Raw genomic sequence first — 6,412 nt, 5'->3', positions numbered from 1 at the left:
TGACGACTGCCTTCATTGATACGGCTGCGGCGCAGGGTGCGTTTGCGATTGGGGAGATGGAAAAGCTCGGAACGCTCAACGCCTTCACGCACAAGCTGGCGCATGCGCTTGCGGGCTGTGCGGCAGGGGCTGCCCGTAACGGGAGCGAAGGCTGTGCAGCCGGGGCCATTGGCGCGGCTGTCGGAGAGATGGCGGCAGAGGCGTATGGCAGGCGCCCCGACACCGCCCAATTTGCGGGAATGATCAGCGCTATTGCGGCTGCGGTGGCTGGGGGGAATGCTGCGCAGATCAATCTGGCGAGTGCGGCGGGGGTTAATGCGGCTGCGAATAATCGGATGTTGCATCCGACTGACAAGCAACTGGCCGCCTCACTGGCTGCAAAAGGAAAATACACCAAAGAGCAGATCGAGGAGCAAATGCGCTTGATGGGTAACATCGCTTACGGAGAATTGCCCAACTCTCTGGCAGTGTTGACCGACAGCAAATCGATTGGCAACAACATCGCCCAGGACCCTGGCATGCCAAAAGCCGTCGATGGCAAAGTGGTGATTGAGGTGCCGGGGCAAGCCAACATGGAAATCCAGCAATACATCATCGCCAACAGCAAAGAGGGGGCGGGCTATATACCGGGATTCTCCCCGTATTTGGCCAGCAATCCGGCGTTGAATGCGCCAATCACGACGAACGTGCCACCATTGTCAGGCAGCGTGACGGCGGCGTGCGCGAACAACGACTTGGCTTGTCGGTCGGGTGTGGGTGTGCAGCAGAGTGTGCCGATGACTGCAGCGCAGCAACAGGCTGTAGGGAACTACTTCGGAAATATGAGTACGCAGTATCAGCGTATGGCTGCCTTAGCAACCGCTACGGGTAATACGCCCATCGTCTTGTCGTTTGAAATTGCTGCGGGCGTTACAGGGCTACTTGAGCAGGCGTTCAAACCGAGTGCGGGTAAGGTGGCGGTCGATTCTGCTCTGGATGTTGCTGCAGACAGGTTTAGCCAACGAACGGGTATCCCACGCGCCATCGTTTTCGAAGTCGTTGAGCGGGAAATAAAGCCGCGTTTTGAGGCTGTTAAAAAAGCAGTTGACTCCGGTTTGTTAGTTTCCAAATGAAGAATAAAGTTACCCCTTCAGATTTAGTCGCGATATTAGCCATGGGACTTCTACTGGGTCCATGGCTTTATTTTGATGATCCTGGCTGGGGGGCATACGCACTAACATGTGTTGGCGCGGTACTTGCCGGGATTAGTCGTGCAGATTCACTGTCGGATATGCTGGGTCGTGGCAAAGCCGGGGATGAGTTTTTACGAGATAACTGGTTGAAACTGAAATCTTGGCTATCGCGCTTGAACTGGTGGAAATAGCGGAACAAGCCAAGGCCGAGATTCTGCAATTTATCATCGCTGGCACCACAGGAGGTACGGGATACATCCCGAGTGCGGACAATCGGGGCGGAAAACAGTCATGTAAATATGCCTCCAGCCCAAGCAAAACCTGCGTCAGCAGCTACGAATTCAATAGCAAAGTGAACCTGCACCCCAACTACCTTCCAAGCCACCGCCTCATCAGCTTCAACCTCACCGGCAACAAGCAACCCATTTCCTTATCCAACCAGAGCATAAAAAATGAACTCAATTAAACAGAAAATCAAAAACACCAGGGCATTAGGCATCGTCTCTTGCTTCGTCGCGATCACGCTTCTTGCAGGCTGTGCATCACGCAGCAAGCCTCCTGAAAATATCACGCAGGTAATGCTGCTTCCCGTGGCGCCGGTCGAGAAGCTGTATACAGAAAACAAGGGCGTGCCGCTGGGTGTGTTGTGGCAGTCGCTCGCCGATCGCCAAAAGAGCAAGGTTTTTACAGAAAGCATGGAAGCGACGCGTAATTCGATGGCGCTTGCCTTGAGCGCTGCCTTGCTCAAGGAGTTGAAGGCGCGTGGCTTTGACGCACAAATGCTGGAAGGCGTGGCACGACCGCCTGCTTCGCCGGACGATATTGATTACACAAAGTTGCCGACGGCGCATCCTGTGCTGCACGTCTACTTTGAGGCTGTCGGCATGTACTCCTCGCGTTTCTCGCTGGACTACATTCCCAGGGTCAATGTAACGGCCAACCTTGTGCGGGCTGGTGAGAAAAAGTACCTGTATTCAGACACCATTTACTACGGTGCCGATTCGCGTGGCGAGACGCCTACCAGTATTCCGGCCGACCCGCGCTACAAATGGGCGAGCTTTGATGCATTGACAGGACAGCCCAAAGATGTCTCGGACGCCTACACCGCGGCTGTTGCGGCGATTGCGTCAAAAATTGCATCAAACCTGCGACCGGCATCTTCAGTGAGCCCGAAGTGAATTGCAGGAGTGGCGGCAGGAAGTCATGCCACGTGTCCGCAACACTCCCCCTTTGATTTCAATCCGTTTTTTCAACGCAGATGGTGGGATACCATGCGCCTCGCGCTGCCATGCCAGCCGCGCAGATAACCCAACGCAATAGTTTTTAACCAAGGATGAACATGAGATTTTTAGCAGCGATTGTTTTAGGCAGTGTCATGGCCGCATCGTCATGGGCTGACACCATCAAAATTACGGTTGTGCATGAGGCCGCGGGCAGTGCCGCTGCCCCAGCTGGGAGTGCCGCCTATGTCGTGGAGGCCGGTCAATCGCGTGTGTTCGACGGCATGCGAACCATGAGGTTTGAGCCTACCTCAGGGGATTGCACCCGAGTCGATACCAGCAAGCTGGAGCGGCAAGCCCGGGACGGTGAGACCTTGCAGGTGACCACCACGCACCTGGTCGATGATCATGCTTTCGTCCGGCTAGAGTACGAACATCGCAAATTCCTGGGTACCACCGAGCATGCGTACAACCAGCGTTGCAAGGTCAACAATCCAAGCAGCGACATCACTGCGTTTAGTCAAACCGTGGCACTGCGCAAGGGTGCGCCGGCACTGCTGCTCAGAAGCAGCCCGGGGTTCAAGGTATTTGGGGTGATTGAGCCATAACGGTTTCTTAATCCGCCCAGTCCGCTTGCACATCGCAGGGTCGATAACGGTGCAGGCCGAATTTCATGCATCAAATCGGACGCTAGCCCAAGCAATACGTGCGCAAGCAGCTATGAATTCAGTAGCAAGAGCGAGTCCCAGCGCCGACGCATTCCTAAATGCGATCAACTACCAAAGCGACGAAGCCCAATACCAGGCATTGATGACCAGCGGCGTCACCGTAGCCCAGCAATACAACCTGCGCCCCGGCCTGGCCCTGTCAGCCGCCCAGATGGCCCAGCTCACCAGCGACATCGTCTGGCTGGTCGAGCGCGAAGTCACCCTGGCCGACGGTACTGTACAAAAGGTACTCGTGCCCCAGGTCTACGTAGCCGTGCAGCCCGGCGACATCAAAGCCGACGGTTCCCTGATGGCCGGCCAAAGCATCAACCTCAACCTCACGGGCGACCTCAGCAACAGCGGCACCATCGCCGGGCGAAACATCGTCTCCCTTACCGCCAACAATGTGCACAACCTCCTTGGGCGCATCCAGGGCCAAAACGTGACCGTGGCCGCCCAGACCGACCTCAACAACACCGGCGGACAAATCATTGCCCAGGACAGCCTCACCGCCAGCGCCGGGCGCGACCTGAACGTGACGAGCACCAGCCAAAGCAACCTCAACACCGCCGGTGTGGGCGCCTACCAGCGCACCAGCCTGGACCGCATTGCCGGGCTCTACGTGACTGCCCCAAGCGGTACCCTGGTGGCCAGCGCCGGGCGCGACATCAACCTTCTGGCCGCCCAGCTGCTCAACAACGCCCCCACCGCAGCCGGCCAGCCTGCGGGCAGCACCACCCTCACAGCCGGGCGCGACATCCATCTGGGCGCCATCAACCAGCGCGAGCAGGCCGATGCCACCTTCGACGAGCGCAACTACATCCGCTTCGGCCAAAGCGCCGATCTGGGAGTCACCATCGCAGGCCAGGGCAACGTCACCCTTCTTGCCGGCAACAACCTGATGTTGAATTCCGTCGAAATCTGACCCACTTAGCGCAGTAATTTCCATTCAAAACTGACCCACGTAGGCACTACCCTGCTTGTTTTAAAAGCAGAGGGAAATTAGGAGTGATTGACGTGGCGACATTGAATGTCATTAGGCGTTGGGCATTGAGGGATCAGATGTCCGTCCGCGAGATTTCAAGGCGTACAGGCCTGGCTCGCAACACAGTGAAGAAGCACCTGCGATCGGAAGAGAGCGAGCCCAGGTACCCAAGGCGGGTCAGCTCCAGCAAGCTCGACCCCTATGCGGAGAAGCTGGCCACTTGGCTTGGAATCGAGGCAACAAAATCGCGGAAACAGCGGCGCACTTTGAGGCAGATCCACACAGACGCAACCCAAAAAGGAGAAAACCAAGAACTTATCCACATCGTGAGCACCTTCTGCTCACAAGAGTGTGGGTCAATATTCGATGGAAAACTCGGGTCAGACTTCAGAGAAATTCAACATTGTTTACGACTTTATTTGCGCGGAATAGCGCGCTCCGTGCCCGTCATTCGACAGTCACGCTCTTTGCAAGATTGCGGGGTTTGTCAACATCCGTTCCTCTTGCCACGGCGGTGTGATAGGCCAGCAACTGCAACGGCACCACATGCAGCAGCGGGCTCAGCGCCCCGTAGTGCTCGGGCATGCGTATGACGTGGATACCTTCACCGCTTTCAATTTTTGTGTCCGCATCGGCCAGCACATACAGCACACCGCCGCGCGCGCGGACTTCCTGCATGTTGCTCTTGAGCTTTTCAAGCAATGTGTCGTTGGGGGCCACGGTGACCACGGGCATGGCGCTGGTCACCAGCGCCAGCGGGCCATGCTTGAGTTCACCGGCCGGGTAGGCCTCGGCATGGATGTAGCTGATCTCTTTCAGCTTGAGCGCGCCTTCGAGTGCAATCGGATAATGCAGGCCGCGGCCGAGGAACAGGGCGTTTTCCATTTTGGCGAAGTCTTCGGCCCAAGCGATCACCTGCGGTTCCAGCGCCAGCACCGCCTGCAATGCGGCCGGCAGATGTCGCATCGCCTTAAGATGAGCGCTTTCGTCTTCGTCACTGAGCCTGCCCTTGCTTTGCGCCAACGCCAGCGTCAGCAGGAACAGGCCGGCCAGTTGGGTGGTGAATGCCTTGGTGGATGCCACGCCGATCTCGACGCCAGCGCGGGTGATGTAAGCCAGCTTGCACTCGCGCACCATCGCCGACGTCGACACATTGCAGATGGTCAGCGTGTGTGTCATGCCCATTGACTGCGCGTGGCGAAGCGCAGCGAGCGTGTCGGCGGTTTCGCCGCTCTGGGTGATGGTGACCACCAGCGATTTCGGGTTGGGCACCGAAGTGCGGTAGCGGTATTCGCTGGCGACCTCCACCTGCGTCGGGACGCCGGCAAGCGATTCGAGCCAGTATTTGGCGGCGCAGCCGCTGTAGTAGCTGGTGCCACAGGCCAGGATCAGCACCGAGTCGATGTCCTTGAAAACGCGGAAGGCTTCGTCGCCGAACAGCTCGGGCGTGATGCCGGCGATGCCTTCGAGCGTGTCGCCAATGGCGCGTGGCTGCTCGAAAATTTCCTTTTGCATGTAGTGGCGATAAGGGCCGAGTTCGGCTGCACCGCTGTGCGCCAGCACAGTCTTGACCTCGCGCTGCACCGCCTTGTGCTCGCGGTCGATGACCCAGTATTTGCCGAGCTGGATGTCCACCAAGTCGCCTTCTTCCAGATACAGGATCTGGTCTGTCACGCCGGCCAGCGCCATGGCGTCACTTGCCAGGAAGTTCTCGCCGCCTTCCTTGCCAACGCCTAGGATCAGTGGCGAGCCGGCGCGCGCGCCAACCACGCGGTGCGGCTCGTCCTTGCAGAAGGCCGCAATCGCATAGGCGCCATGCAACTGGCGCGTGGTGGCCTTGAGCGCCTCGAACAGGTCACCGTCGTACAGGCTGTCCATCAGGTGCACGATGACCTCGGTGTCGGTCTGGCTGGTAAACACATAACCCCTGGCCTGCAATGCTGCGCGCAGCTCTTCGTGGTTCTCGATGATGCCGTTGTGCACCAGCGCCACCTTGCCAGGCGTGAGCGCGGCGTCGCCCGTACCGTGGCTGAAGTGCGGGTGCGCGTTGTGCACGGCAGGCGCGCCGTGCGTGGCCCAGCGCGTGTGTGCGATGCCCGTACCGCTTTCCAGTTTGTCGGTGCTCACCTGCTCCATCAGCTCAGCCACGCGCGACGTGCTGCGCGCGCGCTTGAGGCCGCCGGCGTAAATGGCGACGCCGCAAGAGTCATAGCCCCGGTATTCCAGCCGCTGCAGGCCTTGGACCAGCACAGGAACAATATTTCGAGTCGAAACCGACGCCACAATGCCGCACATAAAGCTACTCCAGTGAAAACAGGAGCTAATATT

6 protein-coding genes and 1 pseudogene are annotated in these 6,412 nt (G+C 58.2%); 6 read left to right on the top strand and 1 reads right to left on the bottom strand.

Annotated features, from left to right (window positions below; genetic code table 11):
- The 6 genes and pseudogenes from H0W47_RS12505 to H0W47_RS12480 form a co-directional block, all read left to right on the top strand.
- On the top strand, positions 1–1,112 hold a 1,112-nt coding region (locus H0W47_RS12505; protein WP_296924794.1), incomplete at its 5' end, for a hypothetical protein.
- 220 nt (positions 1,113–1,332) lie between these two features.
- Positions 1,333–1,638, top strand: a complete 306-nt coding sequence (locus H0W47_RS12500) for a hypothetical protein (RefSeq protein WP_296924792.1) — start codon at positions 1,333–1,335, stop codon at positions 1,636–1,638.
- Positions 1,625–2,350, top strand: a complete 726-nt coding sequence (locus H0W47_RS12495) for a hypothetical protein (RefSeq protein WP_296924790.1) — start codon at positions 1,625–1,627, stop codon at positions 2,348–2,350. The genes H0W47_RS12500 and H0W47_RS12495 overlap by 14 nt, the downstream gene beginning before the upstream one ends.
- A 161-nt stretch (positions 2,351–2,511) precedes the next feature.
- Positions 2,512–3,000 (top strand): hypothetical protein, encoded by a 489-nt coding sequence (locus H0W47_RS12490; RefSeq protein WP_296924787.1) that lies wholly within the window; start codon positions 2,512–2,514, stop codon positions 2,998–3,000.
- Between the two features lie 112 nt (positions 3,001–3,112).
- Entirely contained in the window at positions 3,113–4,024 is a 912-nt protein-coding gene (locus tag H0W47_RS12485) for a hypothetical protein (protein WP_296924785.1), read from the top strand.
- Positions 4,025–4,107: 83 nt separating this feature from the next.
- Positions 4,108–4,371, top strand: a pseudogene (locus H0W47_RS12480) (IS21 family transposase); the annotation flags it as partial.
- Positions 4,372–4,531: 160 nt separating this feature from the next.
- On the opposite strand, the gene glmS reads toward H0W47_RS12480, so the two are convergent.
- Entirely contained in the window at positions 4,532–6,379 is a 1,848-nt protein-coding gene (gene glmS, locus H0W47_RS12475) for a glutamine--fructose-6-phosphate transaminase (isomerizing) (RefSeq protein WP_296924783.1), read from the bottom strand.
- Between the last annotated feature and the right edge of the window lie 33 nt (positions 6,380–6,412).

The organism is Polaromonas sp. (assembly GCF_013817205.1).
In the GTDB taxonomy this organism is placed as follows: Bacteria; Pseudomonadota; Gammaproteobacteria; order Burkholderiales; family Burkholderiaceae_C; genus Polaromonas.
This window is presented reverse-complemented; position numbering and strand designations above follow the sequence as displayed.